Below are 21069 nucleotides of genomic sequence, written 5' to 3'. Positions count from 1 at the left end.
GTCAATCCGGGCCAGACCCTCGAGGGCCAGGCCACGCCGGTCCAAGAGCCGCAGCGGAAAGACTGACCCATGTTCGGTATCAGCTTCGGTGAACTCTTGTTGGTAGGCCTGGTGGCGCTGCTGGTCCTGGGCCCTGACCGCCTGCCCGGCGCGGCGCGCACGGCAGGGTTGTGGATCGGCCGCCTCAAACGCAGCTTCAACAGCATCAAGATGGAAGTGGAGCGCGAGATCGGCGCCGATGACATCCGTCGCCAGCTGCACAACGAACACATCCTGGCGATGGAGCAGGAGGCCCGGCGCATTCTCGATCCGAAGGCATCGGCGCCTGCCGAGCCTGCCGATGCACCGCCTGCCGCGCCAGCAGATGCGACACCGCCCGCAGCCCCTGTGACCGAGCCACCCCTGCATTCCGCGCCAACCGGAGCGCCGGCCCGGCCTGACCAGGCAGCGTCCACACCTTCGCTCTCGCTCGACAAGCCCGCAGCGACCGCGCCTGCCCTTCCCGAACCGCCACAGCCGCCACGAGCCCCATGAGCGAACTTCCCGACCACGACCAGCCCATGCCGCTGGTATCGCACCTGACCGAACTGCGAACCCGCCTGCTGCGCTGCGTCGCGGTGATCTTCGTGATCTTCATCGGCCTGTTCTCCTTCGCCCAGCAGATCTACACCCTGGTCTCGGCGCCGCTGCGCGACCACCTGCCGGCCAACGCCACGATGATCGCCACCGATGTGGCCTCGCCGTTCCTGACGCCTTTCAAGCTGACCATGATCGTCTCGCTGTTCCTGGCGATGCCGTTCATTCTCCAGCAGGTCTGGGGTTTCATCGCTCCGGGGCTGTACCGCCATGAAAAACGTATCGCCATTCCATTGCTGGTCTCCAGCATCGTGCTGTTCTATGCCGGCATGGCCTTCGCCTACTTCCTGGTCTTCCCGCTGATTTTCAGCTTCTTCGCCGCTGCCACCCCCGAAGGCGTGTCGATGATGACCGACATCGCCAACTACCTCGATTTCGTCATGACCCTGTTCTTCGCCTTCGGCGTGGCGTTCGAGATTCCGGTCGCCGTGGTGCTGCTGGTGTGGATTGGCGTGGTCGATGTGAAGTACCTGAAGAAGATCCGCCCATACGTGATCATCGGCTGCTTCGTGGTGGGCATGGTCCTGACCCCGCCGGACATCTTCTCGCAGACCTTGCTGGCCGTGCCGATGTGGCTGCTGTTCGAGGTGGGCGTGCTGTTCGGCAGCCTGGTGCGCAAGCGTCGCCAGAACGACAAAGCCGAGCCCGACGCAGACCATCCGCCGCCAGCGCAGCAGCCATGAACCTGCTGCTCCTCGAAGAGGCCGACTTCGTCGCGCCAGAGCGCGTCGTGCTCAGCGACCGGCGCCTGACCCATCTGCAGGACATCCACCGAGCTCGCGTGGGCGACACGCTACGGGTCGGGCGCATCGGTGGCCTGATGGGCAGCGCCACCTTGCTGCGTCTGGAAAGCCGTGAGGCCGAGCTGCAGGTGCGCTTGGACCAGGCACCCCCGGCCAAGCTGCCATTGACCCTGGTGTTGGCCGTACCCCGGCCGAAAATGCTCCGCCGTCTGTTCCAGACCGTGGCCACGCTCGGCGTGCCGCGGCTGATCCTGCTCAACAGCTACAAGGTCGAGAAGAGCTTCTGGCAAACGCCGTTCCTGCAACCGGCGAGCATTCGCGAGAACCTTGTTCTTGGCCTGGAACAGGCGCGTGACACCGTGCTGCCCGAAGTGATCGTGGAAAAACGCTTCAAGCCCTTCGTCGAAGACCGCCTGCCGGCCATTGTCGAGGGCACGCTGGGCCTGGTGGGCCATCCGGGTGCCTACCCGATGTGCCCTCGCGGCGTCGAACAACCGGTGACCCTGGCGATCGGCCCGGAGGGCGGCTGGATTCCCTATGAGGTCGATCTTCTGGGCCAGGCCGGGCTGCAGCCGGTCCAGCTGGGCGAGCGTATCCTGCGGGTCGAAACGGCAGTGACGGCGCTGCTTTCGCGCCTGTTCTGAACGACCAATCAGCATTCAGTCATAAAGTTTACCCCCGTTGGGCCGATGACCCTGACAGCAACGCAAGGACGCAGTCAGCCAATACCAAGGGGGTAACCGGCCATGAGTCAACGTATCAGCCAACTGCTGGGCAATATCAGCGTCAACCGCAAGCTGGGCATGGGCTTCGGCCTGGTCCTGCTGCTGACCCTCGCCGCCGCCTTCACCGGATGGACAGGCCTGAGCAGTGTCATCGAGCGCGGCGACAAACTGGGCAACCTGTCGCAGGTCCTGCAACTGACCCAGGACCTGCGCATCGCCCGCCAGCAGTACCAGCGCACAGGCAACGAAGACGCCATCACCCAGATGGACGCCACCCTCGACCAGTTGCAGCGCCAGCTGCAATCGGTCTCCGAACGTCTGGCCCAACCCAGCGACCTGCAACGCGTCGAACAGCAGCGCGACGCCATTGGCCAATACCGTCTGGCCTTCGATCAGCTCAAGCAGGCCGCGCAGCGCCGCGAGGCCAGCCGCAAGGTACTGGGCGACAGCGCCGACCAGGCCGCAGACCTCCTCAGCGCCTTCGAGCAACGCCTGCTGCAGGCCGGCGACATCGGCCAGTACGCCAGTGCCGTGCTGGCCGGGCAGGAGCTGCAACGCGCACGCTTTGAAGTGCGTGGCTACACCTACAGCGGCGAGGCCGAGCGCCAGCAAACAGCCCTGGTTGCCATCGACAAGGCCGTGGCCGTGCTGGCCGAGGTCACCACGAAACTGCCCGCTGGCTACGCCACCACGCTGCAACAGGCCGGCCAGGCATTGGCGGCGTATCGCGAGGCCGTCACTCAGGTGGCCAGTGCCCAGAGCGCCAGCGAAGAAGCCCTGCAGCACATGGCCATCCAAGGCCAGGTCATGTTCGACAACAGCAAGGCGCTCACCGAAACCCAGACCCTGGTCCGCGATCACGACGCGCAACAGGCGCGCTGGCTGCTGGCGATCAGCACGGCGGTGGCCATTCTGCTCGGCATCCTGGCGGCGTGGGTCATTACCCGGCAGATCACCGTGCCGCTGCAGCAGACCCTGAGCGCCGCCGAGCGCGTGGCTGCCGGCGATCTCAGCCAGCAGTTGCAGGTGGATCGGCGCGACGAGCTGGGCCAGTTGCAAGCGAGCATGCAGCACATGACCCAAGGCCTGCGCCAACTGATCGGCGGCATTGGTGACGGTGTCACGCAGATTGCCAGCGCCGCTGAAGAACTGTCGGCGGTCACCGGCCAGACCAGCGCCGGGGTCAACAGTCAAAAGGTCGAGACCGACCAGGTCGCCACCGCCATGAACGAAATGGCCGCCACGGTGCAAGAGGTCGCGCGCAATGCCGAGCAAGCCTCGGAAGCGGCGGTCATGGCCGACCAGCAGGCCCGCGAAGGTGACCATGTGGTGGCCGAGGCCATCGCCCAGATCGAGCGCCTGGCCAGTGAAGTGAACAACTCCAGCGACGCCATGAGCGAACTCAAGCAGGACAGCGACAAGATCGGCACCGTGCTCGACGTGATCAAGTCGGTGGCGCAGCAAACCAACCTGCTGGCCCTCAACGCGGCCATCGAAGCGGCACGTGCCGGTGAAGCCGGGCGCGGCTTCGCCGTGGTGGCCGACGAGGTGCGCAGCCTGGCGCAGCGCACCCAGCAGTCCACTGAGGAAATCGAAGAGCTGATCGCCAACCTGCAGCTGGGCACCCAGCGTGTAGCCGGGGTGATGGACGCCAGCCGTGGCCTTACCGACAGCAGCGTCGAGCTGACCCGCCGCGCCGGGGGTTCGCTGTCGACCATCACCCGGACGGTGTCGTCGATCCAGGCAATGAACCAGCAGATCGCCACGGCCGCCGAGCAGCAGAGCGCGGTGGCCGAAGAGATCAACCGCAGCGTGATGAACGTGCGTGACATCTCTGACCAGACGGCAGCGGCCAGTGAACAGACCGCCAGTTCCAGCGTCGAGCTGGCGCGGCTGGGCAGCCATCTGCAGGGGCTGGTGGCGCGCTTCCGGCTGTAAGCGGCGGTGTCGCGCGAGGCTACGCACAACAGCCTCGCCTCCTACAAGCTGCGTGGAAGTTTCCTACAACATTTGCAGGTCCAGTCTGACCCCTCTCCCGCCGATGAGCTGACATCGACGCCAAGCCTGATCGCTGGCGTCTCTGGCCCCCTCTACGGAGAAGCACCCATGCTAGGACGACTAGACAGATTCCTCAGCAACCTCAGCGTGCGCGTCAAACTCGCCCTGGGCTTTGCCATCGTGCTGTTGCTCACCCTGATCACCACCCTCAGCGGCTGGCTGGCCTTGGGCGATGCCATCGTGAGTTCGGAAAAGCTCATACAGATCGGCCACTTCAGCGACTACAGCAAGGATCTGCGCAGCGAACGCATCACCTATCGGGTGCTGTCTGACGACGTGAGCCGCATTGCCATGGGCAAGAAACTCGAGGGTCTCGACGCACTGGCCGCCACGATGCAGCAGCAGTACCACGAGCCCGAGGCCCAGCGCCTGATCACTGACAAACAGCGCGACTTGCAGGCCTATCGCCAGGCGTTCGTCGACCTGCAGCAACAGGTCAAGCAACGTCAGCAATTACACCAGACCCAGATACAGCAGGTCGAGCAACTGGCCCAACGGGTCGATGCCCTGCAAGAGCAGTTGATCACGCGCATGGGCGAGGTGGACACCCCACGCAGCGTGGAGCAGATCATCAACCAGGTCGAAACCCTCAGCAGGCACCTGGAAGTCGCCAACGAGCAGAGCCAGAACGCCGCCTACCTCACCGACCCACTGGAATCCTTCGAGCAGATTGGCCAGGCCTCGCTGGTCAGCGCCGAGGCCTTGATCAAGCAGGTCAACACCGCCCTGGCCAACGCCCGGCTCGATGTGCCAGGTGCCGCGCCGTTGCTCGGGCTGATCAGCCAGTACCGCGAAACCCTGCTGCACTATGCGCGCCAGGCGATCAGCGTGGAGCGCATCCACAACCACCTGGAAACCTTGGGTAATCGGTTGATGGACCTCAACCAGGCCATGGGCGAGTTGCAAGCGCAGCTACGCGATCAAGAGGCAGTGGCCGCGCGTAGCCTGATGATGGTGATCGCCCTGCTGGCGCTGGTCATCGGCTTGCTCGCCGCTTGGGCGATCAGCCTGCAGATCACCCGCCCGCTGGACCTGGCGCTGACCCAGGCTGGGCGTATCGCCCAAGGCGACCTGGCGCCGCTGGACAGCAGCCAGCGCAAGGATGAACTGGGCCAGCTTCAGCACAGCATGGGTGACATGACGGTGGGCTTGCGCGAGCTGATTGGCGGGTTGGAAGGCGGTGTCGAGCAGTTGTCACTGGCCGTACACGAACTGGCCACCGTGAGCGAAGCGACCCAGCTACAAGCCAATCAGCAGCGCGAGGAAACCGAACAGGTGGCCACGGCGATGAACCAGATGAGCGCCACCGTGCACGAGGTGGCGCAGAACGCCGAGCAGGCCGCGCAGGCTGCCCGCCGTGCAGACCAGCAGGCTCAGGTGGGTGATGAGGTGGTGGCGCAGTCGATCGAGCAGATCGAACAGTTGGCCGGACACATGGACACCTGCCTGGCGGCCATGCGTCATCTGTCAGAAGAGGGTCAACGCATTGGCAGCATTCTGGAAGTCATCACGGCGGTGTCGCAGCAGACCAATCTGCTGGCCCTCAATGCTGCCATCGAGGCAGCGCGCGCCGGTGAAGCCGGCCGCGGCTTCGCCGTGGTGGCCGATGAAGTGCGCGGCCTGGCCCAGCGTACCCAGCAGTCTACCGAGGAGATCGGCCAGCTCATCACCAGCCTGCACAGCGGCACGGAGAACGTCACCCACCTGCTCGACCACAGCAAACGCCTGACCGAACGGAGCGTTGCGCTCAGCCGCCAGACCGGTGAGGCGCTGGGGCAGATCACCGAAACGGTGTCGAGCATTCAGGGCATGAACCAGCAGATCGCGACCGCCAGCGAGGAGCAGAGTGTGGTCGCCGAGCAGATCAACCGCAGCGTGATGGGCGTGCGCGAAGGCGCCGACCGCACCAGTGCGACCAGCGAACAGACCGCTGCAGCCAGTGGTGCGCTGGAGGCACTGGGGCAGCAACTGCGGGCGATGGTGGGCAAGTTCAGTTTGTGAACAAGGTGGCGAGGGGCTGCGAGCAAGCCCATGAACGGCTGCCCGCTGCAAGACGCCTCGCTATCGGGCCGAGCAGGTGATTGCTGTTGGACCAACCGCGCCCCCAGGACTGTGCGAACCCCACCCAGTACACCCGCCCTGGGGCGAGCTTGCTCGCGATGGCCGGCCAAGCCGACCCAGCGCTGCACCGTCGATTCACCGGCTATTACCCCGACCCCGAATCAGCCCCACTGCCCCTACCATCGCGACCGACCGGAGCACCGAACCGGTCGCGTGTGTCAGGCCGGCGCGACCGGCGTTCACGCAGGGTTACAACACCTGGCGCAGGAAGGTCTGGGCGCGGGGATCTTGCGGGGCGTCGAAGAAGGCGTCGGGGGCAGCGTCCTCGAGAAGCTTGCCGTGATCGAAGAACAACACCCGGTCGGCCACTTCACGGGCAAAGCCCATTTCGTGGGTGACGCACACCATGGTCATGCCTTCCAGGGCCAGGGTCTTCATCACGTCGAGCACTTCGCCGACCATTTCCGGGTCGAGCGCGGAGGTGGGCTCGTCGAACAGCATCACCTTGGGGTCCATCGCCAGCGCGCGGGCAATCGCCACGCGCTGCTGCTGGCCGCCAGAGAGGCGCGAAGGGTACTCGTTGGCTTTCTCGCTGATACCCACCTTGAGCAACAGGGCGCGGGCACGTTGCTCGCGCTCGGCCTTGTTGCGCTTGCGCACCACCTTCTGCGCCAGGCAGAGGTTTTCCAGCACGGTCATGTGCGGGAACAGGTTGAAATGCTGGAACACCATGCCGACTTCGCGGCGGTAGGCGTTGATGTCGGTCTTCGGGTCATCGAGCGGCAGGCCGTTGATCGACACATGCCCGGCGTCGAAGCTTTCCAGGCCGTTCAAGCAGCGCAGGAAGGTGGATTTGCCCGAGCCCGAGGGGCCCAGTACCACGACCACCTCGCCCTTGCTCACCCGGGTGGTGACGTTGTCGACCGCGCGCACCACCTGGCCACGGGTATCGAACACTTTCAGCAGGTCTCGGACTTCAATCACTTTGCGCAAGCCTCCGCTCAAGCCGGCTGGCCAGGTGCGACAGCGGCAGGTTGATCAGCAGGTACAGGCCTGCCACGCAGAACCAGATCTCGAAGGTCGAGAACGAGGTGGTGATGGCCTCACGACCGCTTTTGGTCAGCTCGGTGATGGCAATCACCGAGACCAGGGAGGTGTCCTTGACCAGGCTGATGAACTGCCCTGCCAACGGCGGCAGCACCCGCTTGAAGGCCTGGGGCAGAATAACATGGCGCATCGACTGGCTGGCATTGAGGCCCAGCGAGCGCGCCGCTTCGTTCTGGCCACGGGCGATCGACTGCACGCCGGCGCGCACGATCTCGGCCACATACGCGCCGGTGAACAGCGCCAGTGCCGCCACCCCGGCAAACTCGCGGGACAGGTTCAGCACGGTACCGATGAAGAAGTAGAAGATGAAGATCTGTACCAGCAGGGGCGTGCCGCGCACCAGCTCGACATACACCGTTGAGAGGTCGCGCAGGGTCGGGTTGTTCGACAGCCTGCACAGCCCGGCAAACAGACCGATGACCAGGCCGAAGGCACCGGACACCACCGATAGCCACAGCGTGGTCCACAGACCCCAGGCCAGTGGCCCGGCTGCCCAGTGGCGGGTGACGCCCAGGGCATCGCCTTCGGCCACGTCGTCGCCGCGGCTGAGCAGTACGCTGTCGGCCTGCACCTCGACCTGTTGCTGGTCGCCGTCTTCAGTCTTGATCGTGATGGTGGCGTTGCTGCCGGAAACGGCGATCTCCTGCACGGTACCGAAAGCGCTCGCGCGCTGGGTGTCTTCGGCCTGATAGGCGAAGTACTGCGGCACCCGGTTCCAGCGCCATTCGTACGCCATCATCGAGGTTGCCAGGTACAGGCTGATCGCCAGGCCAAGCAACACCAGCGCGGTCAGACCGTGCCAGGGCCATTGGGCTTTGTTGTGTTTGATCACAGGGGGGGATGCTCCAAAAAGCGGGAGTGCCAGCGGCGGATTGCAACCTGCCAATAGCACCTGCAACACGCAGACCCTGCCAGTCCAAGTGCGCCGGGCCGCTGGACGGCCTTCGCGGCGCAAGCCGCTCGCACACGGCAGGCATTCACCTTGCGAGAGCGGCGTCGGATAGCCTGAGTGGTCGGCATTGACCACACGCGCAAGCGTTCAAACTATCCGCAGACTGGCGTGCGGCGCCTTATTCCATTTCCTTCAGCCAATCCTTGTTCTTGAACCACTTGTCGTGGATACGATCGTAGGTCCCGTCATGCTTGATCTGGTGAAGGAAGTTGTTGATGAAGTTGATGCTGTCGTAGTCGCCCTTCTTCAGGCCGAAAGACAGCGGCTCGAAGGTGAACGGCTCGTCGAGGAACAGCAGCTTGCTAGCGCCGGCCTTTTCTACTGCCACAACGTTGTACGGCGCGTCGTAGACGAAGGCATCGGCCTTGCCATTGACCACGTCCATCACCGCTTCCTGCTCGTTGTCGTAGCCGTGGTACTGGGCCTTGCCGATCAACTTCTTGGCGATCATCTCGCCGGTGGTGCCGAGCTTGGAGGTGAGGCGGTACTTGTCGCTGTTGAGGTCTTTGTAGGACTTGATCTCGCCTTGCAGTTCCTTGCGGATCAGCAGGGTCTGGCCGACCACGATGAAGGGTTCGCTGAAGTTCAGGCGCAGGTTGCGTTCCTGGGTCAGGGTCATGCCGCTGCCGATCATGTCGAACTTGCCGGTGATCAACGCCGGGATGATGCCGTCATAAGCGGTCGAGACGGTTTCCAGCTTGACCCCCATGGACTTGGCCATGGCCTTGAGGATGTCCACCTCGAAGCCGATGATTTCACCGCGCTTGTTGGTCATCTCAAAGGGCATGTAGGTCGGGTCCATGCCAACGCGCAGGGTGCCGCGCTTGACCGCATCATCAATGGCGCCGGCCTGTGCGCAGGTTACGGCCGCCAGCGCGGTAACGCCCACCAGCAGGCGCGAAAGGTATTTCTTGATCATCACCAGGTCCCCTAGCAAGAAAAGAGCGAATCTTATTGTTGGCGCGGCCGGGCGGCCGGCGCGGGTTGAAGGAGGGGATGCTAACGCATGGCGGCCCGAGGACATAGCACTGAGGGGGAGTTTGTTGTGTTGGCCTACGACCGCCAGCCAGCGCGGGTGCTGGCAGCGCAGATGCGGTGTTTGATCCGAGTGCGCCGGGCGTGCCGCCTGCTCCATCGCGGTGCAGTGCGCCGCCAGGCAGAGGTGAAAACGCCCGAGCGCTGCGCAGTGCAGGGCTCGGGCGTTATCGGTGCGGCGGCGAGGGCAAGGCTGCGCGGCTGAGACAACCGCACGGCTGCCCTCGCCGGCCGATCAGGCACCTACCAGGCTTGGCTGCTCGGGGTGTTCGGGCTGCAGCGGCAGCAGCGGCGCGTGCGGGTCGTTGCCCACAGATGCACGCCATGCCTCGATCCAGCCGCTGTGTTGCCCGGCCCAGACCTGTTCGTGCAGACGGCTCAAGGCCACCGGATCGCTCAGCAACGCCAGGCGTGTGGCCAGGTCAATGCCGTCCGGGCCGGCGTCCAGCGCCTTGGCGATGCGCTCACCGCGCAGTTGCTCGATCGCCGCAGCCTGACCATGACGCGCCGTGCCCATGGCGCAAGCCAGGGCGTTCTGGCGGGGGTCGACCACCGCGCGGACGAAGCCGTCGCGCAGGGCGTGCCAGCGGTTTTCATGGGCGTATTGGTCAGTGGCGAGCAATTCCTGTGGCGTGGCGTATTCCTCAGGAATAAGGAACAGCTTTTCGTCCTTGGCACGCAGACCCAAATGCACGCGGCTGGAGATCACCGACACCGGAATCGACAGCACCAGCGAACCCACGATCGGCGCCAGCCACCACAGGAAGCTTGGGTTGAGCCAGGCCACCAGCCCGGCCCAGGCAAAGCCGAGCAGGGTTTGCGGGCCATGCCGGCGAACCGCTTCGCTCCAGGGCGTGGAGTCATCGTCACGCTGTGGCGAGTTCCAGGTCGCAGCCCAACCCAGGAATGCGGCCAGCACGAAGCGGGTGTGGAAGATCATCCTGACCGGTGCCAACAGCATGGAGAACAGCATCTCCATCAGCATCGAGAGGGTGACCTTGATACGCCCGCCAAAACCGACAGCGCCCTTGGCCCAGATCAGAATGACGCTCAGCAGCTTGGGCAGGAACAGCAGCACCACGGTGGTGGAGAACAGCGCAATGGCCTTCTCCGGGTGCCATTGCGGCCACAACGGGTAGAGCTGGAACGGCTCGAGGAAGTACTGCGGCTCCATCAGCGTGTTGGTCGCCAGCAAGGCGGTAGACAACACCAGGAAGAAGAACCAGAGCGGTGCCGACAGGTACGACATCACACCGGTCAGGAATACCGCCCGGTGCACCGGGTGCATGCCCTTGACCAGGAACAGGCGGAAGTTCATCAGGTTGCCGTGGCACCAGCGCCGGTCGCGCTTGAGCTCATCGAGCAGGTTGGGCGGCAGTTCTTCATAGCTGCCCGGCAGGTCGTAGGCAATCCACACACCCCAGCCAGCACGGCGCATCAGTGCCGCTTCAACGAAGTCATGAGACAGAATCGCACCGGCAAACGCACCTTTACCCGGCAACGGCGCCAGGGCGCAATGCTCGATGAAGGGCTTCATGCGAATGATCGCGTTGTGCCCCCAGTAGTGCGATTCGCCCAACTGCCAGAAGTGCAGGCCAGCGGTGAACAACGGCCCGTACACGCGGGTGGCGAACTGCTGCATGCGCGCATACAGCGTGTCCATGCCAGAAGCCCGTGGCGCCGACTGGATAATGCCGGCATCCGGGTTGGCCTCCATCAGGCGCACCAGGCTCGTCAGGCATTCGCCGCTCATCACGCTGTCGGCGTCGAGCACCACCATGTACTTGTACTCACCGCCCCAGCGACGGCAGAAGTCGTCGAGGTTGCCGCTCTTGCGCTTCACCCGGCGACGGCGGCGGCGGTAGAAGATGTGCCCGAAGCCCTTGGCCTCGCGGCAGACTTCCAGCCACGCCTGTTGCTCGGCCACGGCGATGTCGGTGTCGTTGGTGTCGCTGAGCACGAAGAAGTCGAAGCGATCGAGGTTGCCCGTGGCCGCCACTGACTCGAAGGTGGCGCGCAAACCGGCGAACACCCGCGGCACGTCTTCGTTGCAGATCGGCATGACGATGGCCGTACGCGCATCGCTGGCAATCGGCTCATTGCCGGCACTGCTGCCGGAAATCTTGTACTTGTCGCGCCCGGTGAGCAGCTCGAGAAAGCCCATCAGCGCGGTCCAGAAGCCCGCCGACACCCAGCAGAAGAGGATGCCGAAGAGGATCAGGATCGAGGTCTGCAGGGCATACGGCCACACCTGCACGACCGTGTCCCAGACCGGCTGCGAGGTGACCTCGTCAAGATCGACGAACGACCAGCCCTGGTACGGCAGGATGCCCTTCATGTACCAACCCGCCACAAGGGTCTGGCCAATCATCAGGGTCAGCAGAATGTAGCGACGGATCGAACCCACGGTGCGCCAGCGCGCCACCGGCAGCTCGCGCTTGGGCGGCTGCGGCGCGTTGGTACGACCGGTCAGGCGCCGCCAGATACGCACCAGGATATTGGTGCGCCAAGGCTCGGGCAGGACCCGGGTACGCTTGATCGGCGGCGCGATCTTCAGGCTCAGCCGACCGTTGCCATCGACGCCGAGCATCTCGGCGTCTTCCAGCTCGGCGGCGTTGCTCACCGGCAGGCGCGCGCCCACCGAGGCCTGCACGGCCTCGCCAGGTGCGCCGGCAGGTTGTGCGGCCAGGCGTTGGTGCAGCTCACTGAACGAGGTGCAGCTGGCCAGTTCCGCCCGCTGCGCGTCACTCAGTGGCAGGTGCGCCAGGTATTCGCCCAGCGGTACCGGTGTCGCGTTCGGATTACTCATCGGCAGGCAACTGATAGGTCCAGGTCTCGGTCAGCACTTTTTCAGTGGTGGCCGGCGCCTCGGGGGTGGCTGCTGTTTCGGCAGCAGGTTGCTCGGCAGCCTTGGCCTGTTTGCCAGCAGCCTTGGCAGGCTTGGCGTCCTTGGCAGGCTTGGGCGCCTCGACCGGTACGTCACGCAGCAGCGCAGCACGCATCTCGGTGGACTTGCCGGCATCCTTGACCTTCAACCGCAGGGTCAGACGCCAGCCCTTGGTTTCCGGGTTGTAGCGCAGGTTGTTCTCGACCACCTCGGCGTTGTCCCCAACGCTGACCTGGCTGCGCACAGCGCTGTCTTCGGGCAAGGCCGCCAGGGCCGGGCCGGTGAAATCGACCAGGAAGGCGACGCTGCCATCGGGCTGGCGGATCAGGTTGGACTGCTTGACGTCACCGGTCGAGCGCATGGTCTGGTTGACCCAGCCCAGGTCCTGCGGCTGGAACTTCGGCTCGTCCATGGTGAAGTGCAGGCGGTAGTCGTAATCCACCGACTTGCCCGGCTCCGGACGCTGTTCCGGGCTCCAGAACGCAACGATGTTGTCGTTGGTTTCATCGGCGGTGGGGATTTCGATCAGATCGACCGTGCCTTTGCCCCAATCACCTTTGGGCTCGATCCAGGCGCTTGGGCGTTTTTGGTAATTGTCATCGAGGTCTTCGTAATCCTTGAAGTCACGATGACGCTGCATCAGGCCAAAGCCGCGCGGGTTTTCCACGCTGAAGTTGCTGACGGCCAGGTGCTTGGGATTGTTCAACGGGCGCCACAGCCATTCGCCATTGGCGCCATGGATCGACAGGCCTTCGGAGTCGTGCAGCGCCGGGCGGTAGTTCAGGGCCTTGGACGGCTGGTTCGGGCCGAACAGGTACATGCTGGTCAGCGGTGCGATGCCCAGGCGGGTGACCTGATCACGCAGGAATACGCGCGACTTGACGTCAACGACCGTGTCGGTGCCCGGGCGCAGGGTCAGCTTGTAGGCACCGGTGGAGCGTGGCGAATCAAGCAGCGCGTAGATCACCAGGTGTTTGTCGGTGGCCTTGGGCTTCTCGACCCAGAACTCGGTGAAGCGCGGGAATTCTTCGCCCGATGGCAATGCGGTATCCAGTGCCAGGCCACGGGCAGACAAGCCATACGCTTGGCCCTTGCCGACCACGCGGAAGTAGCTGGCGCCCAGCAAGGTCATGATTTCGTCTTGCTTGTCGGCCTTGTTGATCGGGTAGAGCACGCGGAAGCCGGCGTAGCCCAGGTTTTCCGTGGACTTGGCATCGTGCGGTAAGTCACCGAAGTCGAAACGGCTCGGGTCGTACTTGATTTCCTCGACCTTGCTGGCTGTGACTTCGTTGATCTTCACCGGCGTGTCGAAGTGCATGCCCTGGTGATAGAACGACAGTTTGAACGGGGTCTTGTCGGCGCTCCACTCGGCTTTTTCCTGGAGGAAGCGGATCTTCTGGTAGTCAGCGAACTTCATGTCACGGAACACCGCCGGCAGATTGCTCTTCGGTGCTTCGAACTTCTGACCGGCCAGATCCTTCGCCTTGGTCGCAACATCATCAAGGTTGAATGCCCACAGCTGACCAGCGCTCATGAGGCCGACCAACGCTGCACCCGCCATGACAACCTGGCGCAACCGTTTGCTGGAACTTCTTGGTGAACTACAGGGACTTACGATCACGAGCAACCCTCGCCGAAAACAGATCATGAAACCAACGGCCAGCGACAATTGCCGGGTTGGCGAGCACTGTTCGGACCCCGTAAGGGCTCAATGATTCCCCAAACGGCGCCAGACAGTACTCGAGTGAAAGTCAAACCAGCCTGCGAATGCAGGCTCACATAGCGCGCGATTATCTAGCAGCCTGCGTTACAACGCATCAGGGCGACTGAACTATTTATGCGCAAATACCCCCCGCCAGCCTATAAACGAGGGGTTTTGGCCATCAGATTTGTAACATGAATGTCACAGGGCCATCATTGACCAGGTGAACCTGCATGTCGGCACCAAACTGCCCGGTCGCCACGCCCTCGTGTTGACCGTGCGCCTGCTGCACCAGATAGTCGAACAGCTCGGCGGCCAGCGCCGGTGGCGCGGCGGTGGAGAAGCCTGGGCGCAGGCCACTGCGGGTGTCGGCGGCCAGGGTGAATTGCGAGACCAGCAGCAGGCCGCCGGCGATGTCCCTGAGGGACAGGTTCATCTTGCCTTGCGGGTCGCTGAACACCCGGTAGTTGAGCAGCTTGTGCAGCAACTTGTCAGCGTGCTCGCGGGTATCGTCCGGCTCGACCGCGACCAGCACCAGCAGCCCTTGTCCGACGGCACCGACGACCTCGCCGTCGACCTCGACGCGAGCCTCGCGTACCCGCTGCAGCAGGCCTTTCACGCTTCTTCCAAGGGCAGATCGAGCAGGCGGCGGGCCATTTGTTCGGCCGCGCGCACCAGGGCATCGGTGATGCCTGGCTCCGACGCGGCATGGCCGGCGTCACGGATCACTTTCAGTTCGCTGTTCGGCCAGGCCTGGTGCAAGGCCCAGGCGTTGTCCAGCGGGCAGATCACGTCATAGCGGCCATGCACGATGACCGCCGGCAGGTGGGCGATCTTCGGTACGTCACGGATCAGTTGGTCGGCTTCCAAGAAGGCATTGTTCATGAAGTAGTGGCATTCGATGCGAGCGATCGACAGTGCCCGCTGCGGCTCGGAGAAGCGGTCCACCACCAGCGGATTGGGCCGCAGCGTGGCGGTGCGCCCTTCCCAGGTGGACCAGGCTTTAGCGGCATGCATCTGGGCAATCTGGTCGTTGCCGGTCAGGCGCTTGTGGAAGGCCTTGACCAGGTCGCCACGCTCTTCAGCCGGGATCGGCGCCACGTAGTCTTGCCAGTAATCGGGGAACAGGCGGCTGGCGCCTTCCTGGTAGAACCACTGAATTTCCTGCGGGCGGCACAGGAAGATGCCGCGCAGGATCAGCCCATGCACCCGCTCGGGGTGGGTCTGGGCGTAGGCCAGGGCCAGGGTCGAGCCCCACGAGCCGCCGAACAGCACCCACTTGTCGATGCCCAGGTGCTCACGGATGCGCTCCATGTCGGCCACCAGGTCCCAGGTAGTGTTGTTCTCCAGGCTGGCGTGCGGCGTGGAGCGGCCGCAACCGCGCTGGTCGAAGGTGACGATGCGGTACAGGTTGGGGTCGAAATAGCAACGGCTCTGGGCATCGCATCCCGCGCCCGGGCCACCGTGGATGAACAGCACCGGCAGGCCTTCGGGCGAGCCGCTTTCATCGACGTACAGCACATGTGGCGCATCCACGGCCAGATCGTGCCGGGCGTAGGGTTTGATCTGCGGGTACAGGGTCTGCATTGCGCACTCCGTGTGGGGATTATTCGACCGTTGGCCATCATAAACCCGAATTGCACTTTGAGCATGTCTCTGTAGGGATCATGTTATGTGGCGAGTCGGAAACAGGCTCGACCGCATCGGCTCGAAGGCAGGGCCCGCGTCGACGGTCGATGTGATCCCGGTGCAAACGCGGGACCTGGGCCGCAACCCGCTCGGCAGGCTGCCGGCCACCCTTGCTGACGCCGCCGTGGTCGACCGAGAAAGCACATGCCTCTCGCCCAGCGGCAACCCGCGAGATGATGATAGGCGCGAGCGAATCGAGCGCTGCGCTGAACATTGCCCTACCCCCTGGTTTGCGCACGCAGCACGCACACCCTGCGGCTGCCTGGGCTCGACAGCGCGGCGCTGGCGCCCATGGGCCGAGCGCTCAACGCGGATAACGCGTCCGGCCCCACGCCAACAGGGCTTCCAGCAGCGTGCGCAGTACCACCTGCGTCGGCTGCGCCAACGCCTCACGGTAGGTGAACGGCGCCACCTCCTCCATGTAAGTGCGCTGCGACAGCTCCAGTTGCACCGCATGAATGTGCTGGGCCGGATCACCGTAATGACGGGTGATGTGCCCGCCCTTGAAGCGCCCGTTCAACGCATGGGTACAACCCTGTGCATCGGCGCAGAGGCTACGCAGCTGCTCGGCCAGTTCGGCGTCACAACTGGCGCCGTTGAAGGTGCCGAGGTTGAAGTCCGGTAACTGGCCGTCGAACAAGTGGGGAATGACCGAGCGGATGGAGTGCGCATCCCACAGCAGCGCATAGCCGAACTCGGCGCGCAGCCGTGCCAGCTCGCCTTGCAGGGCCTGATGATAGGGCCGCCAGATGTGCGCCAGGTAGGTGCTACGCGCCTCGGCCGACGGCTCCTGACCGGCTTTGAACAGCGGCTCGCCTGTGAACAGCGTGGCCGGGTACAGCCCCGTGGTGGCGCCTGCGTACAACGGCGCATCGTCTTCGGGCCGGTTCAGGTCGATGACGAAGCGCGAGTACTGCCCTGCCAGCACGCTGGCGCCCAGCCCACGGACGAAGTCATAGAGCTGCGGCATGTGCCAGTCGGTGTCCGGCAGGCCCAGCGCGGGTTCGACCAGGCCGTCACGCACGGCCGGCGTCAACTTCAGGCCAGCGTGGGGCATGCTGATCAGCAGCGGCACGCTGCCTGGATGAAAGCTCAATACGTTGTCCATGTCATCTCGCTCAGATCGCAGTCTCAAGACCGTGGCGCACCACGCGTTTGGGCAGGTCGCCGCCTAGCCAGTAAGCCAGATCGGCGGGGCGCTCGATCTGCCAGGCGATGAAATCGGCGACCTTGCCGGCTTGCAACGAGCCATGGCTATCGCCCATGCCCAGCGCCTTGGCAGCATTCAAGGTGACCCCGGCCAGCGCTTCTTCCGGGGTCAGGCGGAACAAGGTGCAGCCCATGTTCATCATCAGGCGCAGCGACAACCCCGGTGAGGTGCCGGGGTTGAGGTCGCTGGCCAGGGCGATCCTCACCCCATGCCGGCGCAAGGCATCGACCGGCGGCCGCTGGGTTTCGCGCAAAAAATAGAAAGCCCCCGGCAGCAGCACCGCGACCGTGCCGGCGGCGGCCATGGCGATGGCGTCCTGCTCGGTCATGAACTCCAGGTGATCGGCCGACAGCGCCTGATAGCGCGCGGCCAGGCTCGAACCGTGCAGCGACGACAACTGCTCGGCGTGCAGCTTGACCGGCACACCCAGCGCTCGCGCCTTGATCAATACCCGCTCGACCTGCGCCGGGGAAAACGCCAGGTGCTCGCAGAAGGCATCGACCGCATCCACCAGCCCTTCTTCGACCAGCGGCGCGAGCATGACCTCGCACACATGGGTGATGTAGTCATCCGACCGCCCGGCAAATTCCGGCGGCACGGCGTGGGCGGCAAGGCAGGTGGTGCGCACCGTGACCGGCAACTGCTCGCCCAGGCGCCGGGCCACGCGCAGCATCTTGCGTTCGCTGGCAAGGTCCAGGCCGTAGCCGGACTTGATCTCCAGCGTGGTGACGCCGTCGCGCAGCAACGCTTGCACCCTGGGCAGCGCACTGGCGTACAAGGCCTCTTCGCTGGCCGCGCGGGTGGCACGCACGGTGCTGGCGATGCCGCCACCCTGGGCGGCGATCTCGGCGTAGCCGACCCCTTGCAGGCGCTGCTCGAACTCGCCGCTGCGGGTGCCGCCGAACACGGCATGGGTGTGGCAGTCGATCAGCCCGGGGGTGACCCAGGCGCCTTGCAGATCAACCTGACGTTCACAGGGCCCAACGGGCAGTTGCGCGCGCGGGCCGATCCATTCGATCAGGCCGGCGTGGGTGATGATCGCCGCGTCTTCGATGATCGCGTAGCGACCATCGACCAGGGTCGCGGCATGGCAGTGGTGCCAGAGGGTTTTCATCGGGTGCTCCTCATTCAACGGTGCAGCTCCAAAGGATCGCGCAGCGGCTCGCCGCCGCCGCCCCGCGGCCTGCACCAGAGCAGGTACGAGGCCAACAGGAACGCCACCCAGACCACCCCGACCCACAGCGCCGTGCGCGTATCAGGGAAGTAGCCGAGCACGACGAAGACGAACACCATGAAGGCAATTGCCAGCGCCGGGCCATAAGGCCAGAACGGCACCGGGAATTTCAGTTCGGCGACTTCCTCACGGCTCATCTGCCGGCGCATCGCGACCTGGGTTATCAGGATCATCAACCACACCCAGACCGTGGCGAAGGTGGCAATGGAGGCGATCAGCAAGAACACGTTTTCCGGAATCAGGTAGTTGAGCAGCACACCCAGCAGCAACGCCACACCCATCACCACCACCGTCAGCCACGGCACGCCCTGCTGCGACAACTTGGCAAAGCCACGTGGCGCCTGGCCTTGCTGGGCCAGGCCGAACATCATGCGGCCGGCACCGAAGATGTCGCTGTTGATCGCCGAAATCGCGGCCGAGATCACCACGATGTTGAGCACCGCTGCGGCCGAGCCAATGCCCAGGTTGCTGAAGATCTGCACGAACGGGCTGCCCTGGCTGCCGATCTGCGGCCACGGGTACAGGCACATCAGCACGAACAGGGTCAGGATGTAGAACAGCAGGATGCGCAGCGGCACTGCGTTGATGGCTTTGGGGATGACCCGGTGCGGGTCTTTCGCCTCGCCGGCGGTGATGCCGATGATCTCGATGCCGCCGAACGCGAACATCACCACCGCGAACGAGGCGATCAGGCCACTGACGCCGTTGGGCATGAAGCCGCCGTGAGCGAACAGGTTGTCCACGCCTACGCCGCCTGCGCCGACCTGGCCGAAGCCGAAGGCCATGATGCTCAGCCCGGCGATGATCATCGCCACGATGGCGCCGACCTTGAGCAGTGACAGCCAGAACTCCATCTCGCCGAAGACCTTGACGTTGCACAGGTTCAGACCGCCGATCAGGAACACGATGCCCAGCACCCAGATCCAGCGCGGCACCTCGGGGAACCAGAAGCCCATGTAGATCCCGAAGGCGGTTACGTCGGCGATGCAGACGATGATCATCTCGAAGGCGTAGGTCCAGCCGAGCACGAAGCCGGCCAGCGGGCCGAGGTAGGTGCTGGCGTACTGCCCGAAGGAGCCGGCGACCGGATTGCGCACGGCCATCTCGCCCAGCGCCCGCATCACCATGAAAACTGCCGCACCGCCGATCAGGTAGGCCAGCAGCACGGCGGGGCCAGCCATCTGGATGGCCGAGGCCGAGCCGTAGAACAGCCCGGTGCCGATGGCCGAGCCCAGTGCCATGAAACGGATGTGGCGCGAAGACAGACCGCGAGTGAGACCCTTAGCGTGTTGCATGTCACGTCCTTATTGTTTTTTTGGTCGTGAAGCGAAACGGGGCTGGCGTGCAGCCCCGGCGGGGTTAAAGGCTGGGCAGCACGCCACGTGGCAGCAGGCCGGTCAGGGCGCCGCCGGCGAGCAGTTCGACGGCCGCTTCGATGTCGGGGGCGAAGAATCGGTCGCGGTCATAGTGCGGCACTTCGCGGCGCAGCATCTGCCGGGCCTGTTCAAGTTTGGCCGACGTTTTCAGGCCTTCGCGCAGGTCCAGGCCCTGGCAGGCGCCGAGCCACTCGATGGCAACCACACCCCGGGTGTTCTCGGCCATTTCCCACAGCCGCTTGCCGGCGGCCGGGGCCATCGACACGTGGTCTTCCTGGTTGGCCGAGGTGGGCAGGCTGTCGACGCTGTGCGGGTGCGACAGCGCCTTGTTCTCACTGGCCAGGGCCGCCGCAGTGACCTGGGCGATCATGAAACCTGAATTGACTCCGCCGTTTTCCACCAGGAACGGCGGCAGTTGCGACATGTGCTTGTCCATCATCAGCGAGATGCGCCGCTCGCTGAGCGCGCCGATCTCGGCAATCGCCAGGGCGAGGTTGTCGGCGGCCATGGCCACGGGCTCGGCGTGGAAGTTGCCCCCGGAGATCACATCGCCCTCAGCCGCGAACACCAGCGGGTTGTCCGAAACGGCGTTGGCCTCGATACCCAGCACCTCGGCGGCCTGGCGCAACTGGGTCAGGCAGGCGCCCATGACCTGCGGCTGGCAGCGCAGCGAATACGGGTCCTGGACCTTGCCGCAGTGCTTGTGCGACTGCGATACCTCGCTGCTCTCGCCCAGCACATCGCGCAGGCACGCCGCGGCATCGATCTGCCCGCGCTGGCCGCGTACGGCATGCACCCGCGCGTCGAACGGCGAACGCGAACCCAGTACGGCCTCTACCGTGAGCCCGCCGCAGATGATCGCCGCCGCGAACACGTCTTCAGCCTGGAACAGCCCGCGCAGGGCGTAGGCGGTGGACGCCTGGGTGCCGTTGAGCAGCGCCAGGCCTTCCTTGGCGGCGAGGGTCAGCGGTTCGAGCCCGGCCACCGCCAAGGCTTCGCGGGCTTGCAGCCACTGGCCTTGATAGCGCGCCTTGCCTTCACCGAGCAGCACCAGCGACATGTGTGCCAGCGGCGCCAGGTCACCCGAGGCGCCGACCGAACCCTTGAGTGGAATGTGCGGATAGACCTGGGCATTGACCAGCGCGATCAGCGCATCGATCACCTCGCGGCGGATGCCCGAGAAGCCGCGGCTGAGGCTGTTGATCTTGAGCACCATGATCAGCCGTACCAGGGCGTCGTCCAACGGCGCACCGATGCCAGCAGCATGCGACAGCACCAGCGAGCGCTGCAGGTTTTCCAGATCGTGGTGGGCGATGCGCGTCGAGGCCAACAGGCCGAAACCGGTATTGATGCCGTAGGCGGTGCGGTCTTCGGCCAGGATCTGCTCGACGCAGGCGACGCTGGCGTTGATCGGCTGCTCGGCGCTGGCATCGAGCTGCACACGAACGGGGGCGGCATGGATGGCGCGCAGTTGAGCCAGGGTCAGGGTGCCTGGGGTGAGGGTTAGTTCGGTCACTTCGCTACTCCATTGGCATGGGGCTGCCAGGCCAGGCAGATCAGCCAGGTTGATCGACCTGCACAAGCGTCGGATTGGCCGCTCGTGCGCATCGCTTGGCTGTTCGGCACCGGCGAGGCAGGCCCCTCTTATTGTTGT

Annotated in this window: 16 protein-coding genes and 1 pseudogene; 6 read left to right on the top strand and 11 right to left on the bottom strand. The window is 64.7% G+C overall.

Annotated features, from left to right (window positions below):
- The first annotated feature begins 69 nt into the window (after positions 1-69).
- The 6 genes and pseudogenes from tatB to SJI00_RS15380 all read left to right on the top strand — a co-directional run bounded on the left by tatB (position 70) and on the right by SJI00_RS15380 (position 6163).
- Positions 70-534, top strand: a complete 465-nt coding sequence (gene tatB, locus SJI00_RS15400; RefSeq protein WP_322462565.1) for a Sec-independent protein translocase protein TatB — start codon at positions 70-72, stop codon at positions 532-534.
- A complete protein-coding gene (tatC, locus tag SJI00_RS15395) occupies positions 531-1319 on the top strand; it encodes a twin-arginine translocase subunit TatC (protein ID WP_322462564.1) in 789 nt (262 codons plus the stop codon). The genes tatB and tatC overlap by 4 nt, the downstream gene beginning before the upstream one ends.
- Positions 1316-2023 carry a 16S rRNA (uracil(1498)-N(3))-methyltransferase gene (locus tag SJI00_RS15390; protein ID WP_322462563.1) on the top strand — a complete coding sequence of 236 codons (708 nt, stop codon included), beginning with the start codon at positions 1316-1318 and terminating at the stop codon, positions 2021-2023. The genes tatC and SJI00_RS15390 overlap by 4 nt, the downstream gene beginning before the upstream one ends.
- A gap of 102 nt (positions 2024-2125) precedes the next feature.
- A pseudogene (locus SJI00_RS22630) lies at positions 2126-3187 on the top strand (methyl-accepting chemotaxis protein); the annotation flags it as partial.
- A complete protein-coding gene (locus SJI00_RS22625; RefSeq protein ID WP_416221054.1) occupies positions 3170-4042 on the top strand; it encodes a methyl-accepting chemotaxis protein in 873 nt (290 codons plus the stop codon). The pseudogene SJI00_RS22630 and the gene SJI00_RS22625, both read left to right, overlap by 18 nt.
- A gap of 168 nt (positions 4043-4210) precedes the next feature.
- Positions 4211-6163, top strand: coding sequence for a methyl-accepting chemotaxis protein (locus tag SJI00_RS15380; RefSeq protein WP_322462561.1), 1953 nt, complete (start codon positions 4211-4213; stop codon positions 6161-6163).
- A 309-nt stretch (positions 6164-6472) separates the two neighbouring features.
- Here SJI00_RS15380 and SJI00_RS15375 read toward each other — a convergent pair whose 3' ends face one another.
- The 11 genes from SJI00_RS15375 to hutH all read right to left on the bottom strand — a co-directional run bounded on the left by SJI00_RS15375 (position 6473) and on the right by hutH (position 20931).
- Positions 6473-7207 carry an amino acid ABC transporter ATP-binding protein gene (locus SJI00_RS15375; RefSeq protein ID WP_322462643.1) on the bottom strand — a complete coding sequence of 245 codons (735 nt, stop codon included), beginning with the start codon at positions 7205-7207 and terminating at the stop codon, positions 6473-6475.
- Positions 7200-8162, bottom strand: a complete 963-nt coding sequence (locus SJI00_RS15370; RefSeq protein WP_322462560.1) for an amino acid ABC transporter permease — start codon at positions 8160-8162, stop codon at positions 7200-7202. Before SJI00_RS15370 ends, SJI00_RS15375 begins: the two co-directional genes overlap by 8 nt.
- A gap of 238 nt (positions 8163-8400) precedes the next feature.
- On the bottom strand, positions 8401-9198 hold the full coding sequence (locus SJI00_RS15365) for a transporter substrate-binding domain-containing protein (RefSeq protein WP_322462642.1): 798 nt from the start codon (positions 9196-9198) through the stop codon (positions 8401-8403).
- Between the two features lie 354 nt (positions 9199-9552).
- Entirely contained in the window at positions 9553-12126 is a 2574-nt protein-coding gene (gene mdoH / locus SJI00_RS15360) for a glucans biosynthesis glucosyltransferase MdoH (protein WP_322462559.1), read from the bottom strand.
- On the bottom strand, positions 12119-13825 hold the full coding sequence (locus tag SJI00_RS15355; RefSeq protein ID WP_416221050.1) for a glucan biosynthesis protein G: 1707 nt from the start codon (positions 13823-13825) through the stop codon (positions 12119-12121). Before SJI00_RS15355 ends, mdoH begins: the two co-directional genes overlap by 8 nt.
- Positions 13826-14087: 262 nt before the next feature.
- Positions 14088-14525 carry a D-aminoacyl-tRNA deacylase gene (gene dtd, locus SJI00_RS15350; protein ID WP_322462558.1) on the bottom strand — a complete coding sequence of 146 codons (438 nt, stop codon included), beginning with the start codon at positions 14523-14525 and terminating at the stop codon, positions 14088-14090.
- Positions 14522-15493: a prolyl aminopeptidase gene (gene pip, locus SJI00_RS15345; protein ID WP_322462557.1), complete on the bottom strand. Its 972-nt coding sequence runs from the start codon at positions 15491-15493 to the stop codon at positions 14522-14524. The genes dtd and pip overlap by 4 nt, the downstream gene beginning before the upstream one ends.
- 406 nt (positions 15494-15899) lie before the next feature.
- Positions 15900-16703 carry an N-formylglutamate deformylase gene (gene hutG, locus SJI00_RS15340; RefSeq protein ID WP_322462556.1) on the bottom strand — a complete coding sequence of 268 codons (804 nt, stop codon included), beginning with the start codon at positions 16701-16703 and terminating at the stop codon, positions 15900-15902.
- A 10-nt stretch (positions 16704-16713) separates the two neighbouring features.
- Positions 16714-17919, bottom strand: coding sequence for an imidazolonepropionase (gene hutI / locus SJI00_RS15335; protein WP_322462555.1), 1206 nt, complete (start codon positions 17917-17919; stop codon positions 16714-16716).
- Between the two features lie 14 nt (positions 17920-17933).
- Entirely contained in the window at positions 17934-19334 is a 1401-nt protein-coding gene (locus tag SJI00_RS15330) for an amino acid permease (RefSeq protein ID WP_322462554.1), read from the bottom strand.
- A gap of 64 nt (positions 19335-19398) precedes the next feature.
- Entirely contained in the window at positions 19399-20931 is a 1533-nt protein-coding gene (gene hutH, locus SJI00_RS15325; RefSeq protein ID WP_322462553.1) for a histidine ammonia-lyase, read from the bottom strand.
- Positions 20932-21069: the final 138 nt, after the last annotated feature.

This window comes from Pseudomonas gebzensis, from assembly GCF_034427815.1.
Lineage (GTDB): Bacteria > Pseudomonadota > Gammaproteobacteria > Pseudomonadales > Pseudomonadaceae > Aquipseudomonas.
The sequence above is the reverse complement of the archived record's forward strand: the minus strand, read 5'-3'. Positions and strand labels throughout refer to the sequence as shown.